The sequence below is a fragment of the Archangium gephyra genome (genome assembly GCF_042230915.1).
GTDB classification, from domain to species: domain Bacteria; phylum Myxococcota; class Myxococcia; order Myxococcales; family Myxococcaceae; genus Archangium; species Archangium gephyra_B.
On sequence record NZ_CP102578.1, the window covers coordinates 1380862 to 1406489 of the forward strand.

The 25628-nt window shown below is 70.2% G+C and carries 19 protein-coding genes and 1 tRNA gene; 10 read left to right on the plus strand and 10 right to left on the minus strand.

The features are described from left to right. Positions 1–4 precede the first annotated feature (4 nt). A complete protein-coding gene (locus NR798_RS05675; RefSeq protein ID WP_375770390.1) occupies positions 5–523 on the minus strand; it encodes a helix-turn-helix domain-containing protein in 519 nt (172 codons plus the stop codon). Positions 524–662: 139 nt separating this feature from the next. On the opposite strand from NR798_RS05675, the gene NR798_RS05680 reads away from it, so the two are divergent. From NR798_RS05680 to NR798_RS05695, 4 genes are all read left to right on the plus strand, one after another. After that, entirely contained in the window at positions 663–1160 is a 498-nt protein-coding gene (locus tag NR798_RS05680) for a DUF2721 domain-containing protein (RefSeq protein WP_375770391.1), read from the plus strand. Continuing rightward, a complete protein-coding gene (locus tag NR798_RS05685) occupies positions 1160–2020 on the plus strand; it encodes a hypothetical protein (protein ID WP_375770392.1) in 861 nt (286 codons plus the stop codon). The genes NR798_RS05680 and NR798_RS05685 overlap by 1 nt, the downstream gene beginning before the upstream one ends. Positions 2021–2329: 309 nt before the next feature. Continuing rightward, the gene (locus NR798_RS05690; RefSeq protein WP_375770393.1) at positions 2330–2917 is read left to right on the plus strand and encodes a hypothetical protein; all 588 of its coding nucleotides are present in this window, start codon (positions 2330–2332) and stop codon (positions 2915–2917) included. Between the two features lie 69 nt (positions 2918–2986). Then, entirely contained in the window at positions 2987–3706 is a 720-nt protein-coding gene (locus tag NR798_RS05695) for a YsnF/AvaK domain-containing protein (RefSeq protein WP_375770394.1), read from the plus strand. A gap of 213 nt (positions 3707–3919) precedes the next feature. Here NR798_RS05695 and NR798_RS05700 read toward each other — a convergent pair whose 3' ends face one another. Together NR798_RS05700 and NR798_RS05705 are read right to left on the minus strand one after the other, a co-directional pair. Beyond that, complete coding sequence (locus NR798_RS05700; protein WP_375770395.1) at positions 3920–4678, minus strand: slipin family protein; 759 nt, start codon at positions 4676–4678, stop codon at positions 3920–3922. After that, positions 4675–6015, minus strand: coding sequence for a nodulation protein NfeD (locus tag NR798_RS05705; protein ID WP_375773726.1), 1341 nt, complete (start codon positions 6013–6015; stop codon positions 4675–4677). Before NR798_RS05705 ends, NR798_RS05700 begins: the two co-directional genes overlap by 4 nt. 209 nt (positions 6016–6224) lie before the next feature. On the opposite strand from NR798_RS05705, the gene NR798_RS05710 reads away from it, so the two are divergent. Beyond that, positions 6225–7100, plus strand: a complete 876-nt coding sequence (locus NR798_RS05710; protein ID WP_375770396.1) for a cyanophycinase — start codon at positions 6225–6227, stop codon at positions 7098–7100. A gap of 6 nt (positions 7101–7106) precedes the next feature. Here NR798_RS05710 and NR798_RS05715 read toward each other — a convergent pair whose 3' ends face one another. Both NR798_RS05715 and NR798_RS05720 read right to left on the minus strand, forming a co-directional pair. Next, positions 7107–8411 carry a glycosyltransferase gene (locus NR798_RS05715; RefSeq protein ID WP_375770397.1) on the minus strand — a complete coding sequence of 435 codons (1305 nt, stop codon included), beginning with the start codon at positions 8409–8411 and terminating at the stop codon, positions 7107–7109. Positions 8412–9058: 647 nt separating this feature from the next. Then, positions 9059–12640 carry a hypothetical protein gene (locus tag NR798_RS05720; protein ID WP_375770398.1) on the minus strand — a complete coding sequence of 1194 codons (3582 nt, stop codon included), beginning with the start codon at positions 12638–12640 and terminating at the stop codon, positions 9059–9061. Between the two features lie 124 nt (positions 12641–12764). Here NR798_RS05720 and NR798_RS05725 point away from each other — a divergent pair, with 124 nt between their 5' ends. Further along, entirely contained in the window at positions 12765–14477 is a 1713-nt protein-coding gene (locus NR798_RS05725; protein WP_375770399.1) for an amidohydrolase, read from the plus strand. A 50-nt stretch (positions 14478–14527) separates the two neighbouring features. Here the strand turns inward: NR798_RS05725 and nhaR are convergent, their stop codons facing one another. After that, complete coding sequence (gene nhaR, locus NR798_RS05730) at positions 14528–15424, minus strand: transcriptional activator NhaR (protein ID WP_375770400.1); 897 nt, start codon at positions 15422–15424, stop codon at positions 14528–14530. Positions 15425–15620: 196 nt separating this feature from the next. Here nhaR and NR798_RS05735 point away from each other — a divergent pair. Continuing rightward, positions 15621–15693, plus strand: a tRNA-Phe gene (locus tag NR798_RS05735). A 103-nt stretch (positions 15694–15796) separates the two neighbouring features. Here the strand turns inward: NR798_RS05735 and dbpB are convergent. Genes dbpB through NR798_RS05750 form a run of 3 tightly spaced genes read right to left on the minus strand, consistent with a single transcriptional unit; the run spans position 15797 to position 19251 of the window. After that, positions 15797–16957 (minus strand): DGQHR domain-containing protein DpdB, encoded by a 1161-nt coding sequence (gene dbpB, locus NR798_RS05740; RefSeq protein WP_375770401.1) that lies wholly within the window; start codon positions 16955–16957, stop codon positions 15797–15799. Between the two features lie 6 nt (positions 16958–16963). After that, positions 16964–18265, minus strand: a complete 1302-nt coding sequence (gene dpdA / locus NR798_RS05745) for a tRNA-guanine transglycosylase DpdA (protein ID WP_375770402.1) — start codon at positions 18263–18265, stop codon at positions 16964–16966. Next, complete coding sequence (locus NR798_RS05750; protein ID WP_375770403.1) at positions 18262–19251, minus strand: hypothetical protein; 990 nt, start codon at positions 19249–19251, stop codon at positions 18262–18264. Before NR798_RS05750 ends, dpdA begins: the two co-directional genes overlap by 4 nt. 392 nt (positions 19252–19643) lie before the next feature. Here NR798_RS05750 and NR798_RS05755 point away from each other — a divergent pair, with 392 nt between their 5' ends. The 3 genes from NR798_RS05755 (at position 19644) to NR798_RS05765 (ending at position 24235) form a co-directional block, all read left to right on the plus strand. Continuing rightward, entirely contained in the window at positions 19644–21290 is a 1647-nt protein-coding gene (locus tag NR798_RS05755; protein ID WP_375770404.1) for a bifunctional 3-(3-hydroxy-phenyl)propionate/3-hydroxycinnamic acid hydroxylase, read from the plus strand. 78 nt (positions 21291–21368) lie between these two features. Then, positions 21369–22769, plus strand: a complete 1401-nt coding sequence (locus tag NR798_RS05760; protein WP_375770405.1) for a M16 family metallopeptidase — start codon at positions 21369–21371, stop codon at positions 22767–22769. Continuing rightward, positions 22766–24235, plus strand: coding sequence for a M16 family metallopeptidase (locus NR798_RS05765; RefSeq protein WP_375770406.1), 1470 nt, complete (start codon positions 22766–22768; stop codon positions 24233–24235). The genes NR798_RS05760 and NR798_RS05765 overlap by 4 nt, the downstream gene beginning before the upstream one ends. Positions 24236–24344: 109 nt before the next feature. Here NR798_RS05765 and NR798_RS05770 read toward each other — a convergent pair whose 3' ends face one another. Continuing rightward, positions 24345–25517, minus strand: a complete 1173-nt coding sequence (locus tag NR798_RS05770; protein WP_375770407.1) for a DUF1615 family protein — start codon at positions 25515–25517, stop codon at positions 24345–24347. Positions 25518–25628: the final 111 nt, after the last annotated feature.

The following is a 25628-nucleotide window of genomic DNA, read 5'->3' on the forward strand; positions in this document are numbered from 1 at the left end:
GGCTCTACCTTTCCTGGGACTCCTGGATGAGGGCGCGCACACGCTCCGCGAGCGCCCGGGTCTTCGCGTCCGCCGTGTCGGCGAGGTGCAGCTCCAGCCCCGGCGCCAACTCCCACCGGCGCCAGCTTGTCACCCCATCCGGGGGACTGGCAGGGGCCTCGTCTTTCGCCTGACCGGTACGGGACGGCGAAGCGGGGGCCGGCGCGGACGGTCCGGCGGCGGCAACGGGACCCGGGGGCGGGAGCGTGCCGGGCTCCGAATCCGCGAGCGCCTTCAGCTCGTCGGGCCCCAGCCGCAGCAGCTCCACCTGGATGGCGTCGAGCGGGAGGAACTTCGCCTGGAGGACCCGGATGGCCTTGAGGCGCACCAGGTGCTCTTCCCCATAGACGGTGTCCGGCCCCTTGAAGGGCGGGGCGGGCAGGAGCCCGCGCTGGACGTAGTAGCGCACGGTGCGCGGGGACACGCCCGCCGCCTCGGCCAGCTCCGTCAGCTTCCACTCCTTGCGTGTGTTCGTCGTGCTCACGCCTCAGACAGTAGGACTCGACAGTGATTGTGTCAAGTCGCCACTGTTGATTTCTCACTGTCATGAAGCCAGTGGCGGGATGTGGGAGGGCAGGCGACCTGGCTTGCGCGGGGCGGGAGCGGGTGTGACAGAGAGGGGCATGGACGCGACGGGCGGCATGGACATCTCCTCCATCCGGGTCATCGGAGCGGCGGTGACGCCAGCGGTGATGGTGTCGGCGTGCGGCATCCTGGCCACGGGGCTGGACAACCAGATCGCGCGGATGACGTCGCGCACGCGGGACATGCTGAAGGAGTGGCGCTCGCTGGCGGAGGACAGCCCGCGGCGCGAGGTGCTGCGGCTGGAGGTGGACATCCTGGACCGGCGGCACCGGCTGCTGGCGCGGGCGATGGCGATGGCCTACGGGGCGCTCATCTCGTTCGTGGTGACGTCGCTGCTGTACCTGTCGCAGCGGCGCTTCGGCGTGCCGGACGTGCTGCCGGTGGTGAGCTTCTCGGTGGGCGTGGTGCTGCTGGGAGCCATCGCGCTGTTCGCGCTGGCGTCGTTGCGGCTGGGGCGCGCCGCCCTGGAGCTGGAGAAGCGCGAGATGTTCGGGGTCGTCGTGCCGCCCGGGCCCGGCGGCGAGCGGAGCCGGTGATGTACCCGTCTCGTGAGACGCTTCATTTCGAGCGGAGCCTGTGGGCCGTGCTGTTCGGAGTGTTGCTGGCCGTGGGCGCGGGGGCGTGTGTCCGTGGTCCGGAGCCCGTGCCTTCCGTGCCGGCCTGGACGGGGAAGCACCCCCTGGGCTGGTGGGATTGTGATGAGGGCAGCACGCTCGTGGAGCGGCGGACGCAGGGGGATGGCCGCGAGCCCTTCCTCGTGCGTCGCCGGCAGCTCCGCTACGACAGGGCTTGGGAGGCGCGGGTCACGAATGAATGGCCGAGTGGGCTATCGACTGGTTTCACCGTCTACTGGAGCCCGGACCGGTCCCTCGTCAAGAAGCCGCATGAGCGCTTCCTGCGCCGGGACCGCCTCGTGGTCGAGGGCAAGCCCGTCGACGTCGAGGTGTTCGAGCGCATCGAGAACATGAACTGGGGTTGTTGCGGCGTCTGTCCGTGCATGGGGACCCGTCAGGTGGAGGAGGTGTGGAGGCAAGTGGGGGCTCCTCCGGCCCAGGAGCCGCTCCGGGTCCGCCATGATCGCAACCGTTCGGAGGACAGCGAGGTCTGCCGCCTGGCGCTCTCCTCCTCGCGCCGGGCGCCCGACGCGGACGGCTTCATCGACGTGCGCCGTGTGCTCAGGCTCGGGGTGGGCGTGGTCATCGACGGGCAGGAGCACCCCTGCATGGAAGTGAGGTCCTGGAGCGGCGATGACCTTCCGCTCGACTCCCTGGAGTGCCCGAGCGTGCTCGGAGGCATGGCGCGGTGGGAGCAGGTCTACCAGACGGGCAACGGCCAGACGCGGAAGGACCTCATCGAGGTCGTGTCCTTCGACTGCCGCCCCCGCTCCCGTCCCTGACCCTCCCTCAATCGCGGAGGGTGTCGTCCGGCGTGAGCTCCTCGAGGTAGCGCTAAGGTGACGGCCTTTCTCGCCGGAGTCATCCGTGGGGCGGGAGGCTAACAAGTCATGCCGGGGCGTCCAGAGCGCTCACCTGCCTGCCCGCCCTCGTGGTGAGTGACGTGGCCCCTGCCGCCTGGACGCCCTCCCGGTGTGGCGAGGCGGGGCTTCCCGGGGCGTGCTGCGCGGGGGGAGGGCACTGCACATGCTGATCAGCGGAGCGCCCGCCAGGGTGCTCGCGATCTGCACCCCCACGTGAGGAGAGGCTTCATGGACGAGACCCATCGCAGAACGTTCCGCCCCCTACCCGAAGTGCGCTGGAGCGCGGTGGCCACGGGCGCGTTGTTGGGCGCGGCGGTGTGGCTGGTGCTGCTGCGCTTCGGGGACGTGCCCCGGGCGCTGCTGCTGGAAGAGGAGCCCGGCCTCGGGCGGCAGGTGTGGTGGGTGGTGGCGCCGCTGCTCGCCGCGGGCGTGGCGGCGTGGACGGGGGCGTCCGCCTCGGGCGAGCGCGGCATCCTCGGCGCGTACCTGCACGGACTGCTCGCCTGGGCGGGCGCGCTGCTGCTCGCGGCGGTGGTGGGGCCGGGCAGCATTGGCGTGCTGCCGCAGCCGGGGTGGAGCGGGCTCGCGACGGTGGTAGGCGCGGTGGTGGGCGCGGCGCTCGGACGGGCCCTGCTGGCCGGGCGTCTGACGGCACCCCGGGGGCTGCACGGGTCCGGCCGCCTGGCCGGGTCGAGCGAGGCCTCCCAGGTCCGGTCCCGGTGGCGCGAGGTGCTCACGGCGCGGCGGGGCGCTCCGGAGGGCCGCCGGCCCGGGGCCCATGACGACATGGGGCGTCCGGACCAGGACCTGCACTGAGGAGGGCACGGGTGGGGACACCCGTGGGAGCGAGACACGACACGACGGGCAACCGAGGAGCGGACGGACATGGCTGGAGACGGGACGGAGGAGCTACGGACGGGGCTGTCGGTGCGAGGGGCGGACGGCAGGCGCCTGGGCACGCTGGTGGGGCTCGAGGCGGGGTCGCTGGTGGTGGAGCGAGGCTTCTTCTGGCCCCAGCGCTTCACCATCTCCCGCAGTGACGTGGGGGCGGTGACGGACGGGGAGGTGCGGTTGCTCGGAGGGGCCGCGCTGCGCGAGACGCACACCGGGGCGCCCTTGAGCGAGCCTGCCCACCGGGAGGAGTCCAGCGCGCGCGAGCCCTCCGGCGCCACCGTGCGCGAGGAGGGGGACGACGTGCGGGTGCCGCTGGCGCGCGAGGACGCGTACCCGCTGCTGCGCATGCGCGACGTGGGGGCGGTGCGCGTGCGCAAGGTGGTGCGCACCGAGCTGAAGCAGCTCACCGTGGAGGTGCGGCGCGAGGAGCTGGTGGTGGAGCGCCTGCCCGTGCAGCCGGGGACGGCTGCGGCGCCCGAGCGCACCGCGGGGGCCTTCGAGGAGTTCGAGCAGATCATCCCCTTGTGGCGCGAGGACGTGGAGGTGGTGAAGCGCGCCGCCGTCTACGAGGAGGTGCACCTGAAGAAGGCGGTGGAGCGGCGCACGTGGACCGAGGAGGTGCCGCTGCGCCATGAGGTGGCCCGCGTGGAGGAGGAGGGCGACGCACGGCTGGACACGGGCGACGTGCGTCCAGACCCGCACTCGCACTGAGCTACTTCCATCCCCTTCAGGTAAGTGACACATCTTCCCTCTCCCCTCGGGAGAGGGTCAGGGTGAGGGTGCCAGTCCCCGTTCTTCAACCCGTAGCCCGCAGTGGGGGCAGGGGGTTCAACCCGGGTTCACCCGATACCCTCACCCCGTCCCTCTCCCGAGGGGAGAGGGGAAAGTGCTGCGGGAAGTTGCCAGCACATCGAAGACAGCGCGTCACTTGGGCTGAAGGCCGAGCGCCCGTATCAGGTCCAGCGGGATGGGGATGATGGTCTGGTTGCCGCCCCCCGTGATCTCCACGAGCGTCTGCAGGTAGCGCAGCTGGAGGGTGATGGGGTTGCGGTCGAGCACCTCGGCGGCCATGGAGAGCTTCTCGGCGGCCTGGTGCTCGCCCTCGGCGGCGATGATTTTCGCGCGGCGCTCGCGCTCGGCCTCGGCCTGGCGGGCGATGGCGCGCTGCATCTCCACGGGCAGGTCAATGTGCTTCACCTCCACGTTGGAGACCTTGATGCCCCATGGGTCGGTGTGGGCATCGAGCACCTTCTGGATGTCGCGGTTGACGCGGTCGCGCTCGGAGAGGAGCTGGTCCAGCTCCACCTGGCCGAGGATGGCGCGCAGGGTGGTCTGCGCGAGCTGGCTGGTGGCGTAGAGGAAGTCCTCCACCTGGAGCACGGCCTTGTCGGCGTGGATGACGCGGAAGTAGACGACGGCGTTCACCTTCACGCTGACGTTGTCCTTGGTGATGACGTCCTGCGGGGGCACGTCGCGCGCCACGGTGCGCATGTCGATGATGACCATGCGCTCGACGAAGGGGATGAGCCACCGGAAGCCGGCGCGCTTGAGGCCCACGAAGCGGCCGAGCCGGAAGACGACGCCGTTCTGGTACTCGTTGACGATGCGCACGCCGGAGAGGAAGGCGAGCACGAGGAAGCCCAGCGGGATGAGCAGCCCGAGGGCGCCGAAGAAATCGGTCATGTCTTCACCTCATCGACGAACAGGGTGAGCCCCTCCACCCGGCGCACCACCACGCGGGCGCCGGGAGACAGAGGGGCGGAGGAGATGGCGGCCCAGCGCTCGCCATGGACGAACACCTCGCCGCCGGAGGGCGAGACGGTGTCGAGCACCTGGCCCACCTCGCCGACGAGGCCCATGTCGCCCGCGAGCTGCGGCTTGCGGCGGGTCTCGGCGGCGCGGAAGGCGAGGAAGACGGCGGCCCCGGCGACGAAGAGGGCGGTGGGCAGCATCGTGCGCAGCGGCACCCGCAGGGGCGTGTCGAGGAACCAGTCCGGATCGAAGCGGTCCACGAGGAACACGCCGCCGAGCACGAGCAGCCCGAGGCCGGCGGCGCCGAGCAGGCCGCTGGTGACGAAGAGCTCGGCGACGAGCAGGGCGACACCGAGCAGCAGCAGGACGATGGCGCCAGCGCGCACGGGCAGCGCGGAGGAGGCGAGCAGGGCGAGCACGATGCACACCACGCCGACGAGGCCGGGGACGAAGAGGCCGGGGTGGGTGAGCTCGATGGCGATGCCGAGGCCGGCGAGGAGGAAGAGGATGTAGACGACGGCGGGCTGGGCGAGCGCGTGGAGGAAGCGCTGGGAGAAGGTGGGCCGCAGCTCGACGATTTGGGCGTTGGCGGTGCGCAGCGTGACGGGTGAGTCGCCGACGGTGACGGAGCGGCCGTTGGCCCACTCGAGGAAGGACTCCTGGGTGGGGGCCACGTGCTCGATGACATGGAGGGCAAGGGCCTTCTCGGCGGGGACGCTCTCGCTGTTGCGCACGGCGCTGATGGCCCACTCGACGTTGCGGCCGCGCTGCCTGGCGATGGACTCGACGAAGGCGACGGCGTCGTTCTCGATTTTACGGGCCATCTCCTTGCCACCGGCGGCCTCGGGGTCCTGGCCGGAGAGCCCGACGACGGGGTGGGCGGCGCCGATGTTGGTGCCGGGCGCCATGGCCGCGAGGTGGGAGGCGAGGGTGATGAAGACGCCCGCGCTGCCGGCCCGGGCGCCAGAGGGCCCGACCCAGACGAGCACGGGGACACGGGCCCCGAGGAAGGCGCGGACGATGTCGCGAGTGGACTCGAGCTCGCCGCCGGGAGTGTCGAGCCGGACGAGGAGGGCCTGATGACCGGCCTCCTGGGCGCGGCGGACACAATCGACGAGGAAGGCGCGGGAGCCGGCATCGACGGTGCCGTCGAGGACGCAGCGGGAGACGACGGGGGGCGCGGGAGACTCCGCATGACTGGTTGCCTGGCCGAGCAGCAACAAGGCCAGCACGAGCACTCCCCAGACCGAACGCCCGAACCCGACCATCACGCCTCCTACTTCCCCTCTCCCTCTGGGAGAGGGACGGGGTGAGGGTATCCGCCCCCGTATTCCAGCCCGTGACACCAGCCCGTGAATCAGCCAGCACCACGTATCCACTGTGCCCCACCGTGTCGCCCCTCCCTGGAAGGCATCCATCCAGCCGAGCACGCCTCCCGGAGGGCCAGTTGTCTCCCGTGTTACAGAGCGGCCCGTCCATGCTTCGAATCCAACCGAATCCCGACTCCGTGCCCGCCCTGTCTCCCCTGGAGACCCAGCCGCCCGCGCGAGAGGGGCATCTGCTGCTGATGGGCGGAGGCCTCAAGCCGCTGGAGGTGCTCGAGCGCTTCGTGGAACTGGCGGGAGGCGGGGAGCGGCCGGTGGTGGTGTTCCCGATGGCGAGCGAGAAGAGCCGCCCGACGGGAGTGGAGCTGAAGAAGCAGCTCGAGGCGGCGGGGGCGAGGCGTGTGCAGGTGGTGCACATCGACGAGCGCCGGGACGCGCTGAAGCCCGAGGTGGTGGAGGCGGTGAAGCGCGCGGGCGGCGTCTTCTTCAGTGGAGGAGACCAGAACCGGATCTCCCAGCGGCTGGTGGACACGCCGGTGCTGGAGGCGCTGCGGGAGTTGATGGCGCGCGGGGGCGTGGTGGCGGGGACGAGCGCGGGGGCGGCGTGCCAGAGCGAGGTGATGTTCGTGGGCGAGGGAGACGAGACGGTGCTGCGCGCGTCGAACATCGTGACGACGCGGGGCATCGGGCTGCTGCCGGGGACGATCGTGGACTCGCACTTCATGGCGAGGAAGCGGCAGGGGCGGCTGGTGAACCTGGTGGCGGAGCACCCGTCGCTGCTGGGGGTGGGCATCGACGAGGCGACGGCGGCGTGGGTGAAGCCGGACGGGACGCTCGAGGTGCTGGGGGAGGGGTGGGTGGTGCTCTACGACGCCGCGAAGGCGCGGGTGGCGCGCACGGCGGACAACCGGATGGCGGTGTCGGGACTGGTGCAGCACGTGCTGGTGGAGGGGCAGCGCTTCAACCTCCAGCAGCGGACGATGGCGGAGGACGCGGAGTCCCTCGCCCTCCCGATGGCGAGCCGCTGAGCCCCTTCACCCCACCGTGGACGAAACCCCCTCTCCCTCTGGGAGAGGGCTGGGGTGAGGGTCTTCGCGCCGCTGTTCCCCGGCGAGCGCCTCCAGCAGCAGCAGCTCATCGAGCAGCAGTCGTGGCATGAGGAAGTGGTGGCGGACGCGCTCGCGTCCACTCGCGCCGAGCGCATGAGCGGCCTGGGGATGGCGCAGGAGGTGGAGCAGGGCGTCCGCGCACTCCTGGACGCTGTCCACGAGGATGCCGCCGGTGCCGGGGGGCATCTGCATGGGGATGCCGCCGACGCGCCCGGCGACGACGGGGGTGCCCTTCCAGAGGGCCTCGGCGACGACGAGCCCGAAGCCCTCGCGCAGGGACTTCTGGATGACGACGTCGGAGAGGGACTGGAAGGCATTGACCTCGACGTTGCCCACGCCGACGAGGTTGGTGAAGACGTGGATGAGGTGGTCGCCGGCGGTCTCGGCGCGGACCTGCTCGTAGATGTTCCAGGCCTCGGGGTCATCGAGGGCCATGGAGCTGACGAGGGCGAGCTGGAGGTGGGGGATGCGCTGGCGCACGAGCCGGTAGGCGGCGACGACGCCGAGGGGATCCTTCCACTTGTCGAAGCGGCTGACCTGGGTGACGAGGGGGCGGTCGAGCCGGACGCCGATCCACTCGAGGATATGGCGGGCGAGCTTCTTGGGGAGGGCGAGGTTCTTGGGGCTGAGCGGGTCGATGGCGGGCGGGAGGATGGCGACGCGGCGGATGGGGAAGCGGGGGGGGATGAAGTTCTCGAGGGTGAAGACGGCGGCGTCGTAGGCGCCGAGGTAGGGCGTGAGGAAGTCCCAGACGGCGGGATTGGGGTGGGAGGTGTCGATGTGGCAGCGCCAGATCCACCGGGAGCCGCGGTGGCGGGCGAGCCCGGCGATGGCGGCGGGCTGGGGGTCGTGGACGATGACGAAGTCATAGCCCTCGGCGAGGTGGGGCGCGTTGAGCTGGGCGTTGCCGAGGTAGAGGGCCTTCTCGGTTTCGGAGAGGTCCCCGGGAGCACCTTGCAGTCCGTTGTGGAGCCGCTTGGTGATCTGGAAGAAGGCGTCATCGCCGCGGATGATCTTCCACTCGGCCTCCAGCCCGAGGTCCCGGAGGAGGGGGACGCAGGAGCGGAGGATCTCCGAGACGCCGCCGCCGTAGGAGGTGGCGTTGAGGTGGAGGAGGCGGGCGCCGCGCAGCCGGTGGGCGACGCGGACGAGCTCATCGAGTTGCTCGTCGGGAGCGACGCCGCGGTAGGCCGCGAGGGACCTGTCACCGATGTCGACGACGTCGAGCATGGAACCTCCTGACCGCAACGGATGCGGCACCGAGGAAAGGTGACGATGGTGGCGGGGGGAGGCGGAGGGACGGAGCCTGGCGGGCGGAGCGGGAGGCGATGAGGGGAGCGCCTCTTGGGGCGCGTGCATCCGGTGGAGGACGGAGCGGGGCGGGAGTGCGTTGCGGAGGAGGGAGGGGCTCCCTACGGTGGGAGCGGGATGCCTTCAGGAGGACGCATGCGCCGTGCCCTGCTCATCACGATAGGAGTGGTCGTTTCCTTGGTGGCCTGCCGGACGACACAGCCACCGGGGACGGAGAACGCGAGGCCCATCCAGGATCCGGCGCAGAAGGAGGGAGGCCAGTTGGTGCCCGCGGAGCCGCCGGGGCCGACGGGACCACTCACGATGCCGGAAACGGACGGGGGAACGCCTCCGTAGCCGCTCCCCCAAGGCAGCCCACCGTAGGCCGCCAACCAAGAGGGGCCCACCGTAGGCCGCCAACCAAGAGGGGCCCACCGTAGGCCGCCAACCAAGAGGGGCCCACCGTAGGCCACCAACCAAGAGGGGCGCACCGTAGGCCCTCTCCCTCGCCCTCCGGGAGAGGGGTCGGGGGTGAGGGTATCTCGCCCCCCGGGTTCAACCCGCGTGCCCCCCTGTGGACCTCGCCGCTACGGGAACCACCACTTGCTACCGGCCGGGTTGAAGGTGCGGTCGAGCGCGGTGCAGTCCTGGGTGGAGGGGTCGCAGACGCCGAAGCCGGCCAGGGGTGTGGTGGAGGAGAACGGGTCCGAGAACTGCCGGCCGGTGACGGCGGCGGGCCAGAGGGTGGGACGGCGGCGCGGGTCGGCCTCGCTGGCGACGGAGCCCGCGGCGAGCGCGGCGGGCGTGAGGCCACTCACCTGGGCGCCGGAGTGGTGGCAGCCCTGGCAGAAGGAGTTGCCCGAGAAGTTGGGCAAGGGCTGCTGAGCGCTCACCGCGACCATGCCGTTCTTCGCCTCGCGCACGCAGCGGTCGCTGCCCGGGTTCTTGTGCACGCGGTGGGCGCACAGCAGGGCGCCACTGTGCTGTGCGGGCAGCTCGCCCTGGCCGCCGTCCGGCGTGAGCCGGAGTTGCTCGCACACGGCGGCGAGCTCGGGCTGGGTGGAGGCGGGCGCGCCGGGGTACCGGAAGCCATGCCGCGTGGCCACCTGCCGCAGGGCATCGAGCTGTGAATTGGCCGTCTCTCCCGTCCGCACGGAGACGTCCACGAGCGTGCCGAGCGCCTGGTTGCAGGCGAGCTCATCGAAGAACCCGCCGCTGTTGGCCAGCTCGGCCGAGTCGAGGGCGAAGACCTTGAGCTCGTCGACCCAGCCCTTGAAGGGGGGATTCCAGTCGGTGGTGCAGCCGGCGAGTGCGAACCAGGTGTACCCATTGCTCTGTCCGGACTTCATGAACTGGAAGCCGAAGGGAACGGCGACGCTCATCCAGGTGCACTTGCCGAAGCCCGTCGGGATGCACTGCATGCTGTAGACGCGGCTGAAGCTCAGGGTCTGCGCGAGCGGCGTGCCGTTGATGGAGAAGCGCAGGACGCGGGTGTCGTTCTCGGTGGTGAGCTTCACCGCGAGGTGGAAGAAGCGGCCCTCCTGGAGGAGGCCAGCGGGCAGCATGACGCTCTGCTCATTGCCGCCGTGGCCCCCGAGGGTGCGCGGGCCGTCGTGCGCGACGATGCGGTCGTTCTTCAGGGCGATGGACGACTCGTCGGGGAAGAAGAACACGGTGCGCAGCGTGGAGAGGTCGCGGGAGTCCAGCCAGACGCCGGCCCACCACTCGGTGCGGTTGGACTGGTAGGGGTAGGCCATGTCGACGATGTCGTTCTGCCCGTCGAGGTAGACACCCCGGCCGAGCACGCCACCGGCGTTGATGGGCTCGACGCGCGCGCCGCCGCGGAGGCGGAGCGTGGAGGGGGGGCTGATGGCGCCCGGCTTGTACGCGGGGTCGGAGGTGGCCGCGTTCTGGAGGGTCGGGTCCACCGCGAAGGAGTCATTGCGCGCGTTGGCCGGCTGGGAGGCGTTGGCCCACCAGTTCGAGTTGTTCGCGACGAAGCCATCGAGGATGAGGCCGCCGCTGAAGCGGAGGTTGGACTGGAAGTTGAAGCCCGTGCACTTCGTGTCGGCGCCCGAGCCGTCCGCGCAGCGGATGTCGATGGCCGGGTTCATGTGCGCGACGACGAGGGCGTTGTTGCGCAGGTAGTCGTCGAAGACGATCTCCGCGTTGTTGTTGCCGTTGCCCTGGGCCCGCCACACCACGTCGAAGGGGAGGTTGGGGTTCATCGGGTCGAAGTGGTTGAGCTGGTTCTCCAGCGAGAAGACGGTGGTGTGGTGCTTGGGCCGCACGCGGGTGAGCAGCGGCTGCCACAGCGAATCACACGCCCCATAGAGCGACAGGTCGTACTCGTACCGGTCGCCGAACCAGTGGCCGCGCCCGCCCCAGTCGGTGGGGTTGAGGGCGTTGTCGAGGTGCACCAGCTTGCCCTGCGTCCACGCACCCAGCAGGGTCTGCCCCTTGCCATTGGTGCGGTCGGGGTTGAGGACCTTGTCGTTGGTAGTGTTGGACGTGAACGTGACCCGGCTCGTGACGCAGTGGTCGGGGTTCTCGTCGGTGGGGTCCGGGCAGTAGCCGGTGGCGCGCGTCGCGCGGTAGCCGTCCCGCTGGATGGGAGCGTGGGAGAAGATGGCGTTCTTGCCCTGGCGATCGATCCACAGGTAGGCGCCCGGGATGGGGGAGCCCTCGGGGATGGGCTGGCCCATGGTGTCGCGGAACAGCCGCGCGTTGGCGCGCGAGACGGTGTCGAGCAACAGGTTGCCCTGCCCGTCCCGCAGCATCTGGGCCCGCGTGAGCTCGTAGCGCGTCTGCACCGCCGGGTCGCGCATCATCCGGCTCAGCGGCTTGAACGTCGTCCACTGCGAGGCATCACAGGCCTGGCTCGAGTACGAGTACATGAGCCCCGCCTGCATCCCGTTGACGATCAGCAGGCGCCCATCACCGGTCGTCGCCGGCTCGAAGAGCATCCAGCCCAGGTTGGAGGCGCCGTCCCAGGCCACGGGGTCATCGGCCGCATCGCCGTCTCCATCGAAGAAGAACCCGGAGAGGGGCGAGTGCTTCTGGGAATAGAGGAAGCCGCACCACTTGGGGGCGTTGGTCGCGCGCTGGGGCGGCACGCCGTTCACGTAGCAGCGCCGGGCCTCCGAGTCGTAGTGCGTCCAGTCGACGGCGTGGGCGTTGTAGCTCTGCGCCGGGTCGGAGCTGGAGAAGGGCGGCAGGGACGAGCCCGTCATCCGGGGGTAGATCCACACGGGATAGTTCGTGTCCGTGGTGGCGCCCCAGGTGCCCGCCTCGGCGCGCTTCGCGTTCGGCACGAAGACGGTGAGGTCCGTGGTGCGGATCTCCCATTTCGTGCCCGGGCAGGCACCGTCATAGACGTTCTTCGTGGGATCCGTGCACCCGGTGAGGTGGGTGTGCAGCGTGATGTCGTAGCAGTCACCGGCGACGCGCACGTCACTGGACGTGTACTGCGCATCGCACCGCCTCGGGTTGCGCTTGGAACTCAGCTGGGGCGCGCTGGTGGTGAAGCCGCTGCCGGAGTCCTCGCACAGGTTCTGATGCCCCGACGGCGGCATCTGCGTGACCTGGCCGCCCACCACGTGCACGGGCAGCCGGGTGTCGAGCGGGTTGAAGTAGAGGAACGGGTGGAGCCCGAGCCCCGAGACCCGGGCGGCCTTGCGCGAGGCCGACGCGTTCTGCTTCAGGTCGTGATTGACGTTCTCGGGCAGGAAGACGCCGAGCACCGGGGCATCCCGGCCCTCGGCGAGCACGAGGCGTCCGTCGTTGCTCGTCCGGAGGGTGGGGAGGATCAGCGAGTCCGTGCTCGTCCCCACGCCCGAGGGGAAGGCGATGGCGCCGCTGTCGGTATAGGCCTGCCGGTTCGTCGGGTTCTGCGGTGCCTTGTAGTTGCGCAGCACGCTCGGAAGGGGCGGGTTCGCATCGTTGTAGCAGTTGTCCATCGTCGCCCAGGTCGAGCCACAGGCCGGGGCGCTCACGTTGGCGGTGCTCGTGAACGGGACGTAGCAGGCGTTGGTGGTGGTCACCTGGATGCCGCTGGAGCGCTGCGACGGAGAGGCTTCCTCGGTTGCCGCCTTCTCGCAGCCGAGCGCGAGAACGGTGACGAGCACCGGCAGGAGCCGGGTGACACGGGAGGGACTGGATGGACGCATGGTTCCTTCTCGGGGGGCGCGGACGCGAGCATTCCATCTCTGTGAGATTTCCATGCAAGTCAAGGAAGACAGGCAAATTCCGCCGGTGACAGACGCGAGGGGCTGGCGCACAGTGGCGCCGTCGATGCGGGGACGTTCAGCCCATCAGAATCCAAGAACGAGAGCCCGCGGTGCGGCGCTGGTGGCCCTGGTGGGGAGCCTGCTGCTGGCACTGGCGGAAGGGTGCGCCCGGAGGGCGCCCGAGGGAGCGCGAGTGGAGACGACAGTCTACGTGGCACGCCGGATCCGGACGCTGGACGAGAAGCAGCCGGAGGCGCGGGCGTTGGCGGTGCGGCGGGGCCGGCTGGTGGCGGTGGGGACGAAGGCCGAGGTGTTGAAGGCGGCGGGCGAGGGCGCGCGGGTCATCGACTACGGCGACGCGGTGGTGGTGCCGGGGCTGGTGGACGCGCACGCGCACATCGGGGGGCTGGGCCTGAGCCTGACGGTGGCGAGGCTGGAGGGAGCGCGCTCGGTGGACGAGGTGGTGCGGCGGCTGGCGGAGGCGCCGGCGACGAGCTTCCAGGGGGACTGGTTGGTGGGGAAGGGCTGGGACCAGAACGGGTGGCCGGGCCAGGCGTTCCCCGGGCGGGGCGAGCTGGACGCGCGCTTCCCGCGGACGCCGGTGTACCTGACGCGGGTGGACCACCACGCGGCCTGGGTGAATGGGGAGGCGCTGAAGCGTGCGGGGATTACGCGCGAGACGCCGGACCCGGCGGGCGGACGGATCCTCCGGGACGCGAAGGGGGAGCCGACGGGGGTGCTGGTGGACAACGCGATGGACCTGGTGGCGAAGGTGGTGCCGCCGCCGACGGACGAGCAGCTGGAGGCGCGGCTGTCGGCGGCGCTGGAGCGCTGCGCGCAGGTGGGGCTGACGGGGGTGCACGACGCGGGGATGGACCTGCGGACGTTCCGCAAGCTGCAGACGTGGGACATGGCGGGGCGGCTGCCGGTGCGGGTGTACGCGATGGCGGACGGGCAGGGGGAGGACCGGCACACGTACCTGGAGCTGGGGACGTACGCGGGGCGGATGCTGGAGATGAAGTCGGTGAAGTTCCTGCTGGACGGGGCGCTGGGCTCGCGAGGGGCGGCGATGCATGCGTCCTACAGTGACGCGGCGGGGGAGACGGGGCTGCTGCTGATGGAGCTGGAGGAGCTCTCGAGGCGGGCGTGGGCCTTCATGGAGCGAGGCTTCCAGGTGTGCGTGCACGCGATTGGAGACCGGGCGAACACGCTGGTGGTGGACACGCTGATCCGCGCGTCGGCGGCGACGGGGACGAAGCCGCTGCGGCACCGGGTGGAGCACGCGCAGATACTGAGGCCCGAGGACATCCGGAAGCTGGGGGAGGCGGGGCTGGTGGCGAGCGTGCAGCCGACGCACGCGACGAGCGACATGGGGTGGGCGGAGGCGAGGCTGGGGGCGGAGCGGCTGAAGGGCGCGTACGCGTGGAAGAGCCTGAAGGAGGCGGGGGCGGTGCTGGCGTTGGGGAGCGACTTCCCGATCGAGAACCCGGACGTGCTGGCGGGGCTATACGCGGCGCGGACGCGTCAGGACGCGGCGGGGAAGCCGGAGGGCGGGTGGCAGCCGCAGGAGCGCCTGACGGGACAGGAGGCGCTGGAGGGCTTCACGGTGGGGCCGGCGTGGGCGTCGTTCGCGGAAGCGCGGCGGGGGAGGCTGGTGGAGGGGATGGACGCGGACTTCACGGTGCTATCGGTGGACCCGGTGTCGGACGAGGCGAAGGCGTTGGTGGACGCGACGGTGGTGGCCACGGTGGTGGACGGCCGCGAAGTCCACCGCTGACGGCCCCCTCTCCCTTTAGGAGAGGGCGGGGGTGAGGGTCTACGGCTCGGTCACCCGAACAACCCCGAGCGGGCCGTCTCCGCGATGGCGACGACTGCGGGATGCCGCAGCCGCCGCTCGACGGAGATGGCGTAGAAGCACGTCTCGATGTCGTCGGTGCGGCCGATGACGGAGACGTTGAACTGGCGGGAGACCTCGGCCTCGATGACGGAGGGGGCGGCGAAGACGCCGTGGCCGCGCTGGCCGAAGGCCTTCAGGAGGGCGCTGTCGTCGAAGTCGCCGACGACGAGGGGGTAGATGCCCTGGGCGTCGAACCAGAGCTCCAGCGAGCGGCGGACGGAGGAGGAGTCCGAGGGCAGGAGCATGGGGGCGGCGTCGAGGGAGCGGGGGAAGCCCTTGGCGAGGTGGGCGAGCCTGGAGGCAGCGAAGAAGGAGACGCCGCACTTGCCGAGCAGGTGGTTGAAGGCGCGGATGCTGACGGGCTCGGAGGCGGGGGCGTCGGCGATGACGGCGTCGAGCTCGTGGAGGGCGAGGGAGGCGAGGAGTTGGGGGAGGGGGCCTTCGCGGCAGGTGATGTGGATGTCGGGGGAGACATCGAAGGCGGGCTGGAGGAGCTGTTCGGCGACGAGCTTGGGGATGACATCGGTGACGCCGACGGCGAAGCGGAGCTGCTGGCCGGAGGGCAGGCCGTTGACGACGTTCTTGAGCTCGTTGCCGAGGCGGAAGATGTCATCGGCGTAGCGCTGGACGGTGCGGCCGACGTCGGTGAGGACGAGGCGGCGGCCCTGCCGCTCGAAGAGCTTGTGGCCGAGCGACTCCTCGAGGAGCTTGAGCTGGGCGCTGATGGTGGGCTGGGCGAGGCGGAGCTCCTGGCTGGCCTTGGCGATGGAGCCGGCGCGGGCCACGGTCCAGAAGTAGAGGAGGTGGTGGTAGTTGAGCCAGCTCACGCGAGGGGCCTCCGGGAGGACAGGGGAGGATTTAACGGAAATGCACGCGGTGTGCGGGAGAGGACGGAGGGAGGGAGGCCGGGCGTGCGAGCGGGGAGGGGGAAGGGGGGGAAGTGGAGGGGCGTTGAAGAACCAGCTTGACGGGAGGGCCGAGTCCCCGTAAATCGCCCCTACTTCGCGCGGTTGAGCAGCACACGCCCAGGTAGCTCAGTTGGTAGAGCAGGGGACTGAAAATCCCCGTGTCGCTGGTTCGATTCCGGCCCTGGGCACTTCCCAAAGTTTCGCAGCAGATAGAGGCCGATACGTCACCCACGTATCGGCCTTCTGCTTTTCGGCGTGGCGAGTCCGCCGGGCCTCCCCGGTCCGCGGTGCTCAGCGCCGCGCCGCGGCCCGCCGGGCCTTCGCGGTCCGGTTCCACACCCGGCTCATGTACTGGGCCACGAGGTGGTCCGTGAGCAGATCGATGTCATTGGACATGTTCTGCAGCGCGTTCCACTTGCGCTGCTCCCCGTTCCCGAAGTTCCAGGTGCCGGCCGTCCAGTGGCACAGGTCCTTGAGGGATTCGAGATCCTCCTCGAACTGCGCCACGGTGGGGATGGGCGAGTCCTGCAGTCGGTCGCTGATGGTGTCCATGATGTAGCCCATGCTGACGATTCCCACGCCATGCATGAGCCGCGACTTCTTGGCGGGCATCCCCCAGGACGGCTTGAAGACGTTGCGCACGGCCGTCCAGTAGTTGTTCAACAGCTTCATCATCGACGCGAGCTCGAGCTTGCCCGTCGCGGGGTGATGGAAGTTGCGCAGCGCGCCCCCCATCAGGCTGTTCTCGAGCATCTTGAGGACGGAGTTGTCCTTGATGATGCCCGTGGGGTTGGTCGCGGTGTGGATCAGCCCGTGGAAGGGCGAGCCGCTGTCCAGGTTGAGCTGCTCCATCAGCTGGGCCGGGAGCCGGCGCCGGCGCAGCTGGGGCGGGAGCTGGGCATCCGTCTTGGGGATGAGCTCGTAGATGAGGCCCTTGGGCAGGGGCCTCGTCGAGTTGACGAGGATGAACTGCTCCGTCTGGTGGCGGATGTCGTCGGTGATGAAGGCCGTGACGCAGATGGGGAAGTGGTCGACGGTCGCGTCCCGGATGGCCGCGAGCCGCTGCTGGCCGTCCACGATGAACCCGGGCTTGCGCTCATCGGGCAGCTCCTTCTTGCCCAGGGGGATGACGAGCACTCCCGGCCGCGAGTAGGCGGAGTCCGCTGAGGGAGCCGCCTTCTTGTCCAGCGCCTCGAAGCGCACCCGCGAGTCGAACGCCAGCACGACGGCGTTGGGCACCAGGGGCGAGGGACTCTCGATGTAGTCGCGGATCCCCTCGATGTGCGAGAGCACCTCGGGGCGTTGGTAGCCCTTGAGCTGGCCCGCCTGCCGGCTCACGCGCGAGATGGCGGCGAAGCGGTGGACCAGCTTTCCATCCACCGCGAAGGAGTACAGCTTGCGTCCGGGAGACTGGCTCACCTCGACCGCGTAGAGCCTCAGTTCATTCGGCATGTCGCTTTACCTCGCCTCACCGGAGGGCCGTGACTTGGGCCGGCGTGCGGGCTGGCGGCGGGTGCTCCGGCGCTCCAGCCCGAGGTTCTGCATCTGGCGGTACAAGGTCCAGATGTTGTGGAAGCCTCGCCGCCGGTTGCGCTCCGCGCCCCGGAAGATGATGACGTGGTGCTGGAGCGCCTCGCAGACCTCGCACGGGCAGCGGCGCCAGGGCGCATCGCTCAGCGTCTTCTCGTAGGCCTCGGCATGGTCCTTGTTCGGATCGTAGAGCTGCTCGTACTCGGTGAGCACCTCCACCACCTGGCGCACCGTGTGCTGGTTCGCCTCGAAGAGCTTCATGGCGTCCAGGCAGGCGCGCTCCAGCCGGCGGGCATGCTCCTGGGAGATCTGTCCCGAGGAGATGCGCTGCTGCAGGCGGGGGTTGCCCTCGATCTGCGGGATGCGGATGGCCGTGTATTTGAAGTCGTCCGCGTAATAGTTGTCGCGATCGTCCTTGAAGGCTTGCCGCAAGGGCGACGTGCTGTCGAAGGAGGCGATGCCCAGGCGGGCAAACTCGGGCAGGTGCTCGGTGCGGTTCACGCCCAGCAGGTGCAGGCGGGTGTTGGGATTCCTCACCACCTGGATCTCCTCCAGGCACAGGTGGATCTCCCGCGACTTGAGCGGCACCATCCCGCCCAGGGCGATGTAGTCGTAGCCCATCTTCTGCAGCGCCTTCACGGCCGCGGCATAGGACTTCGGGCTCCAGCCCTGGGCGACCCCGAGCGCCTCGAAGCCGTGATGCCCCGCCTTGTGCTTGCGCAGGAACGTCTCGGCCAGCTCCAGGGTGAGTTTCTGCCGGTCGCGGAGGGACTTGGGGACGAGCTGCTTGTCGGCCCCCGGAGCGTCCGCCGCGGGGATGAACTCGAGGATGACGTGGTCGACGGAGACGCCATAGTCGAAGCGGCAGCCCTCGTAGAACTCGAGCACCTCCTCGACGGTGTAGGGCGGCTCGTCCTCGTGCACGTAGGTGAAGGCGCCGCAGTCGCCCATGATCTTGATGGGATTGGGCGCCTTGTCGACGCGGAAGAACCAGGGAGCGCCGCGCCGCAGCAGGAGCAGGCGTTGGTGCTTGGCGTACCGGCTGCCCAGCGCGCCGAATCCATCGACGATGCCCTTGGACACCAGCAGCCCATCGAAGGCCGGGGTGGAGAACACCTCATGGGCATAGAGGTCATCGAACTGCCGCTGCCGGGTGGCGGAGCGGCGCTCGCGCTCGAAGTCGAAGGACGGATCGACGAGATCCTGGCTGTCTGGCAGGAAGAACTTCACGCAACCCGCTCCTGGTACTGGTGGAAGAGCCGGCGGAAGCGCTGCTGCTCACAGGCACGGCCGCTATCGCGCAGTCGCCGCAGGGTTGCGCTCCAGGAGAACCTCTCCATGCGCGACTCCCGCGCGATGAACTGCATCACTTCGTCGTCCGTCATGTGGGTCCGCTCGAAGCGCTTCTGGGGGGCGCTGCGGTGGATGAGCCGCCCGTAATAGCCCTGGACCGAGGGCGCGTCCATTACGCTGCCCTCCCCCTTCTTCCTCGCCCGGACGAGGAGATCTCTCGCGACGCGTGCGTTCAACGAGGAGAGCGCTCCTCCATATTTCGATTGCAACCGGGCACTCGAGGGCACCCACTGGGGCGCGAGCACCCCCCGGGATGCGGCAGCGGGCGTGGAGATGACGAGCAGGTGCTCGGGATGGCGCAGCGCGCGGGCGGCGAGCGCCAGGTCCTCCTCGAGCGCGGCGATATAGGCCGGCGAGGCCACCACCAGGAAGCGGGCGCGGGGAGCCGCGCGCGCGAGCTCCTGGACGAGGCGAGGCTCTCCAGGGGCGGGGCCCGGCTCGCGGGCGAGGGACCGCCACCACTGGCGCAGCAGCTCCCGCGTGGGCCGGGAGTCCGCCTTGGGCACCACCGAGTCCGCGTGGCCGCGGGCGAAGGTGGCCGAGTAGGGCCGCACGGGCGCGTCCGCGGGGATGAGCCCGTAGCCGGCGGAGGCCACCCAGAGCCGCGGATGGAAGCGGGCCTCGGTGGCGAGGGCGGGCAACTCCTTCACGACGCGCCAGTGGTCGCCCGCGTACAGGTCGCACGCGGGCTGGGTGGGGTGGGGATGCTCCCAGAGGTTGCGCCACCAGCGCCGCGCACGGCGCTCGGGCTCCCGCTCTCGCAGCGCGCGCAGGTGCAGCTCCAGGGGGACCGGGGCCCGCTTCCTGTCGGTGCAGCTGGCGATGATGTGGAGCTCGGTGCGCATGGCGGGTGGAATGTGCAAGGCAGGTATATCCGGCAAAATTCGCCGGTCGAGGTTCCTTCGAGCAAGCCCGGCATTTTGACCGGCGGGTGAAGTCCACGCGCTATTGCGGTGAAATGCGTGGGAGGGGCGGGCAACTCCCCATGTAGACTCGCAGGACATGACCCCCGCAGTCATATCGCTGGAAGGGCAGGAGAAGAAAGCGTGACCGCCCGGCGATGTCGTTCTGGAGAAACTCCGGGAGGGCAGTGCGCGTCCTGGAGCGGGAGGCGCACGCCGGGTGTAGGCGGTCAACCCCCCGACCGTGCGACGGCCGGGTAGCCCCGTGACAACGAACGTGGTGGGACGGCGTGCATCCGGTACATTCCTTCCCGCCAGGGCCTCGCAGTGGGGGTCTCCAGGCAGGGAGTTCCATGACACCACGTGTGGAAGAGACGGATGTCCTCATCGTCGGCTGCGGCCCCGTGGGGGCGCTGACGGCCAATTTCCTCGGGCTGTACGGCGTCCGCACGCTGCTCGTCGAGCGCCAGCTCGCCCCGCACGGCCTGCCGCGCGCCATCACGTGTGACGACGAAGCCATGCGCATCTACCAGGCCGCCGGCCTCGCCGAGCCCATGGATGCCCAGATGTACGACGTTCCCCAGGTCGAGATGACGGGGGCCAACGGGGAGCTGTTCGCCCGCGTGGTCATCCAGGGGCTCGACTTCGGCTACGGCTTCCCCGCCCTGCGCTTCTTCAGCCAGCCCAACATCGAGGACGTGCTGCGCCAGGGGCTCTCCCGCTTCCCCCATGTCGAGCTGCGGTTCGGCCAGTCCGTCGAGGCCTACTCGCAGGACTCCCACGGCATCTCCGCCACCGTGCGCGATGCCCGCGACGGCACCGAGCGCACCGTGCGCGCCCGCTACCTGCTGGCCAGTGACGGCGGCCGCAGCACCCTGCGCCGCCTCGCCGGCATCGAGATGGTGGGCTCCACCTACGACGAGCAGATGCTCGCCATCTCCCTGCTGCTGCCCGAGCCGCCGCCGCCCCTGTGCCGCATGGTGTGCGATCCCCACCGTCACGTCTTCGTCGCCCGCTGCTCCGGCAACGAGATGCGCGTGGACTGCACCATCCGCCAGGACGAGAAGGCCGAGGAGCTGCTCCGGCCCGAGCGCATCCGCGAGTTCATCGCCCCCTTCGTGGACCCGGACCGCGCCACCATCCTGCGCGCCGCCGCCTACGTCTTCAATCGCCGCATGGCCTCGCGCTGGCGCGAAGGGCGGCTGTTCCTGCTCGGTGACGCCGCCCACCTCATGCCGCCCGTGCTCGGCCAGGGGCTGTGCTCCGGCCTGCGCGACGCCCACAACCTCTCCTGGAAGCTCGCGTCCGTGCTCCACGGCCACGCCGACGAGACGCTGCTCAATACCTACGAGCAGGAGCGCCGCCCCCACGTCGAGGCCATGCTCGACACCAGCGTCCACATGGGCCGCGTCGTCCTCACCGGCAACCGTCCCATGGCCATGCTGCGCGACAACGTCTTCCGGGCGCTCGACCGCATTCCGCGCGTGCAGCGCTTCATCCGCAACTTCGAGTTCAAGCCCCGGCCCCTCATCTCCCGCGGCTTCATGCTCGGCGGCTCGCGGGCCCACCGCCAGGCCCCCGAGGGCACCTACTTCCCCCAGCCCCGCGTGGGCGCTCCGGGCGGCGAGGTGGTCCGGCTCGACGAGCTGCTGGGCCCCGGCTTCGCCGTGCTGGTGCACCCCGACACCCGCGAGACGGTGCGCCGCGGTGCCCAGGTGCTCGCCGACAGCGTGGGGGCCCGGTGCCTGCGCATCATCCCGCCGCGCTCCGGCCAGGCCCAGCCCGGTGAGGTGGTGGACACCGAGGGCAAGCTCGACGCGTGGTTCCGCGAGCACAAGGTGGAGATCGCCGTCCTGCGCCCGGATCGCTACCTCTACGGCGCCGTGAGGGGCTCGCACCTCGCCTCGCTGTCCACGGCGCTGCGCGGGTGGATCCACGGCTCGCCGGGCGCCATGGTGCCGCCCGCGCCCGCGCCCGCCTTCAAGTCCTCGGTGGGTTGAGGGCCGCGGCCAGCCCTCGGGGAATTTCCACCAGGTCCACCCGTTGGGTGGGCTCTTCGTGCCATGGAGGGAGAGCGGATGCTCAGACAGAAGTTGCTCGTCACGGGGTTGGTGCTGCTGGCCGGGACGGCCGCGTGCGCCCAGGGCCGTTCCGCGACGGCGGGGACGGCGGCCACCACCACCACCGCCGCGCAGAAGCCCGGCGCCCAGGTGAAGACGAAGACGTTGAAGAACGGGTTGAAGGTCATCGTCTGGGCGGATCCGGACAACCCCAGCGTCTCGCTCTACAACTGGTTCCGCGTGGGCAGCCGCAACGAGCGCCCCGGCATCACCGGCCTGTCCCACTTCTTCGAGCACATGATGTTCAACGGCGCGAAGAAGTACGGCCCGGGTGAGTTCGATCGCGTCATGGAGGCGCACGGCGGCCGCAACAACGCCTACACCTCCGAGGACGTGACCGTGTACCAGGACTGGTTCCCGCGCTCGGCGCTGGAGCTGATTTTCGAACTGGAGGCGGACCGGCTGCAGCACCTCGCCATCGACCCGAAGGTGGTGGAGAGCGAGCGGGGTGTCGTCTACTCGGAGCGGCGCTCCGGCGTGGACAACGACAACAACGGGCTGCTCATGGAGCAGGTGCAGGCCACCGCCTTCGTGGCGCACCCCTACCAGTTCCCCGTCATCGGCTGGCCCTCGGACATCGAGAGCTGGACACAGGCGGACCTGGAGCGCTACTTCCGCACCTACTACGCGCCCAACAACGCCACGCTCATCGTGGTGGGCGCGGTGACGCCCGAGGAGATCTTCGCGCTGGCGGAGAAGTACCTCGAGCCCATCCCCGCCCAGCCCGAGCCCGAGCCGGTGCGCACCCAGGAGCCGCCGCAGCAGGGCGAGCGCCGGGTGGTGGTGCGCAAGCTGGCGCAGGCGCCGCTGCTGCAGATGGCCTTCCACGGCCTCAAGGCCAGTGACGCGGACGCGCCCGCGTTGGACCTGCTGGTGCGCATCCTCACCGAGGGAGACTCCTCGCGGCTGCACCGGCGGCTGGTGGAGGAGGAGCGGGTGGCCATCAACGTGGGCGGGTACCGGGGCGCGGGGTTCGACCCGTCGCTCACATGGATGCTGGTGGACCTGCCGCCGGGCGGAGACCTGGCCAAGGCCGAGGCGGTGCTCGACGCGGAGCTGGCCAAGGTGGTGTCCGGGGGCGTCAGCGACGCGGAGCTGCGCAAGGCGAAGAACATCGTCGTGGCGGAGTTCTGGCGCAGCCTGGAGACGAACAGTGGCCGGGCGCAGGCGCTCGGTAGCTACGAGGTGTTCCACGGTGACTGGCAGAAGCTCTTCGGCGCGCCGGAGCGCTACGAGGCGGTGACGCGCGAGCAGGTGCAGAAGGTGGCGGCCAAGGTGTTCGCGAGGAACAACCGCTCCGTGGGCGTGCTGGTGCCCGAGGCCGCGGCGGACGAGGCGAAGAAGGAGGCGGCGCGATGAAGCGGATGAACGGGAAGGTGGCGCTCGCGGCGCTGCTGGTGGCCTCCACCACGGCGGGGGCGCAGGAGACGAAGGCCCCGACGGCGCAGCAGGTGCGCAAGGCCGCGGCGCAGGACGCGGTGAAGCTGCCCAAGGCCACCGTGCTGGAGCTGAAGAACGGCGCGCGGCTGCTCCTGGTGGAGAAGCACGAGGTGCCCCTGGTGTCCTTCAGCGCGAAGGTGCGCGGCGGGGCGCTCGGAGACCCGGAGGGCAAGGAGGGCGTGGCCGCGCTCGCCGCCGAGCTGCTCCAGAAGGGCGCCGGCAAGCGGGACGCCGCCCAGTTCGCCGAGGCGGTGGACAGCGTGGGCGGGGTGCTCGGGGTGGCCTCGAGCCGCGAGTCGCTGGAGATCGGCGGGCAGTTCATGTCGCGCGACACCGCCCTCATGGTGGAGCTGCTCTCGGACATGCTGATGCGGCCCCGCTTCGACGCCACCGAGCTGGAGAAGATGCGCGAGCGGATGGTGTCGGAGCTCGCCGCGGCGAAGGACGGAGACCTGCGCGGCGTCATCGGCACCTACTTCCAGGCCTTCCACTTCGGGACGCACCCGTACGGACGGCCGGTGGGCGGCAGCGAGGCCTCGCTGGCCACCCTCACGCGCGAGGACGTGCTGGCCTACGCGAAGTCGCACCTCGGCGGGGACCGGCTCATCCTCTCGGTGGTGGGCGACTTCGACGCGAAGAAGCTCGCGAAGCAGTTGGAGGCGGCGCTCGGCGGGTGGAATCGCGCGGGCGCTCAGACCCCGGTGGCTCCGCCCACCCAGCCGCTGAAGGGCCGGCGCGTGCTGCTGGTGGACAAGCCGGATGCCACGCAGACGTACTTCTGGGCCGGCAACACCGGCATCTCGCGCACCGACCCCGCACGCGTGGACGTGTCGCTCGCCAACACGGTGCTCGGCGGCCGCTTCACCTCGCTGCTCAACACGGCGCTGCGCGTGAAGTCCGGCCTCACCTACGGCGCCGGCTCGGCGGTGCTACCGGGCATCCAGCCGGGTCCCTTCGCCGTCTCCTCGTACACCAAGACGGAGTCCACCGGGCAGGCGCTGGACATGGCGCTGGATGTGCTCGCCAGCTACCGCCAGCAGGGGATGGATGACGCCACGCTCGCCTCCGCCAAGGAGTACGTGCTGGGCCAGTTCCCTCCCACCCTGGAGACGAGCCAGCAGATCGCCGCCAAGCTGTCCGAGCTCGCCTTCTACGGCCTGGACTCGAGCGACGTGGATGAGTTCGCCTCCAAGGTGTCCGCCGCCGACAAGGCCCGCATCCTGGCCGCCATCCAGCGCGTCATGCCCGCCCAGGACGACCTCACGCTCGTCCTCATCGGCAAGGCCTCCGCCATCCGCGACGTGGCGCGGAAGTACGGCCCCGTGACGGAGATGAGCATCACGGATCCGCACTTCGCTCCCAGGGGCGCGGCGAAGGCACAGTAGGCGCATACCCTCACCCCGACCCTCTCCCAGAGGGAGAGGGACTTGCCCGTGTATGCCCCCTCTCCCTCTGGGAGAGGGCTGGGGTGAGGGTCTTCCGCCGTGGCCTTGCCTACTTCGGCAGCGCCGCGTAGCGGCCCATGCACTTCTGGTAGCGCTTGTTCACCGACTGCGCGAACCATGCCGTGGACTTGTCCCCGCTCATCTTCGGGCTCCGGATGACCACCGTCGGTAGCTGCTCGTAGGCCGGTGCCTCCCCCGTCTGCTCCTGGTACACGCGCTTGATGGCGCTCCAGGTGTCCGTCTCCTCGAAGGCGAGCTCCTTCTCCTTCTCCACGTCCTTGCGCACCCGCCGCTCGCTCACGTCGTCCGGCACGTACCGCTCCCGGAAGGCCAGCAGCGCCTTGAGCGAGTTGCTGTCCTCGTCCACCGGCTCGCCCTGCTTGTCGTAGGCCAGCAGGTCTCCGTCCGTCACCAGCTTGATGCCCGTGAGCCGGCTCACCTGCGTCTGCACCGCCGCGTTGCGCGAGGCGTAGAAGCCCGCGTTGTAGTCCGCGAAGCGGTAGAGCGGCTCGCTGTAGTGCGCCTCGTAGCCCAGCAGCCGCGCCGTGCCGTAGTACACCCCGCCACTGCGCGTGTAGAGCTCCTCGCGCACCCGCTGCAGCGCCCGCTCATCGCCTCCCGCCAGCTCCTCCGAGAAGCGCACGCTCACCTGCATGGAGCCGGCCGTGGTGATGGGGTTGAGGTCCTCCAGCCGCGTGGACTTGAAGAGGTTGCTCGCCAGCTGCGCCGCGAAGTACGTCTTCGGGAACTCCGTCTCGTAGTACTCCAGCAGCTCGCGGAAGACGCGGTCCAAGTCCCGCTCCGTCTTCACCTGCGCCAGCCGCTGCTCGAAGGTCTGCGAGTAGCCCGGCGCCTTGCCCTCCAGCAGCCCCTTCACCGCCGGCGCCCCCAGCGGGCCCAGCTTGTCCGCGTAGGCCTCCAGCTTCTGCTGGACGATGCGCGCCAGGCCCGGCACCGCCGGGTTGGCCTCGAAGCCGGACTCCTGCTCGATGACGGCCAGCACCGAGCACACCGCCTCCGCCGAGGGGTACAGCCGGTGCGCCTCCAGCGCCGCCAGCACGTCCTCCGCCCAGCCCTCCCGGTCCTTCTCTCCCGGAGGCACCAGCTGCGCCGCCTGCTCCACGGTGACTCGCGGCGGCAGCGGCGCCTCGGGCCTCACGTGGCGCGGGGCACATGCCACCAGCGCCGCCAGCCCGCACGCGGCCAGCACATTGCGCCCCACGTGAAAAAATCGCGCACCGTTCCATGCCCCGGGGGAGGAGACAAGTGGACGGGGGGTCACGTTTACAGCCCATGCAGCAGAAAAAATCCTGAAAACCATCACAGCCCCTTG